The organism is Haloferax sp. s1, assembly GCF_058382125.1.
Genome location: NZ_JBZRPK010000075.1, coordinates 1 through 885, shown reverse-complemented (window position 1 = coordinate 885; position 885 = coordinate 1). Strand labels below are relative to the sequence as shown.

The window sequence follows — 885 nt, the reverse complement described above, 5'->3', positions numbered from 1 at the left end:
GCCCCGACGAGCGCCGTGGTGGTCGGAATGGTCATACCGCGACTGGTTCGGTTCTCTGATTAATAGCTTCGGTCAGTCTATCGATTTTGAGACCGGGAGCGACCGATTGGCGCGTGAAAATGGTGGCTCGCCTAGAGGTCGGAGATATCCGATTCGATATCGTCCATCTCCTCGTCCGAGAGGTCGGGCCGTTTGCCCGCAACGGCGTGGATGGGGTTGCCGCCGTCGTCTTCGAATCGGGGGATGATGTGGGCGTGGACGTGTTCGACTTCCTGTCCCGCGGCGGGACCGTTGTTGAGGCCGATGTTCGTCGCGTCGGCGTCGACTGCTTCCTCGACTCGTGGGACGAGTTCGTCGACCGTGCGGAAGAGGTCTTCCGAAATTTCGTCCGGGAGGTCGTCGAGCCGGGCGTAGTGGTCCTTCGGCACGACGAGCGTGTGGCCCGGTGCGAGCGGGTTCACGTCGAGGAACGCCAGCGAGTGTTCGGTCTCGTGGACGATTCGACCGTGGATGTCGCGCGCGGCGATGGCGCAGAAGATGCAGTCGGACATTGGTTGGATGTTGCGTGGCGAGAAAATGAAAGTTCGGTCCGATTCTTATACGGTGTTTCCTCTGTCGGTGGTTGATTCGGCCGTGTCTATGGAGTCGGCGATTCAGTGAACACCTCGAAAGCCCCCGCGGCGAGGACTCGGGGGCCTCGCTGCGGTCCTTGCTTCGGCCTGCGGTCCTCGGCCTTCGGCCTGCGGTCCTTGCTTCGGCCACCTTCGTCCTCGCCGCGGCCCCTTTCAGTCCCACCCGTGGATTGGTGGGCAGTCGTCGCTGGTGATTGAGTGGGCAGTCGTCGCTGGTGATTGAGTGGGCAGTCGTCGCTGGTGATTGAGTGGG

2 protein-coding genes are annotated in these 885 nt (G+C 62.4%); both read right to left on the bottom strand.

Translation table 11 applies throughout. From position 1 onward, the window contains the following. Nucleotides 1-131 precede the first annotated feature (131 nt). Nucleotides 132-551 carry an HIT family protein gene (locus QT222_RS00490; protein ID WP_004058361.1) on the bottom strand — a complete coding sequence of 140 codons (420 nt, stop codon included), beginning with the start codon at nucleotides 549-551 and terminating at the stop codon, nucleotides 132-134. Nucleotides 552-637: 86 nt separating this feature from the next. After that, a partial coding sequence (locus QT222_RS00485) for a hypothetical protein (RefSeq protein ID WP_491475946.1) occupies nucleotides 638-885 on the bottom strand: 248 nt, incomplete at its 5' end.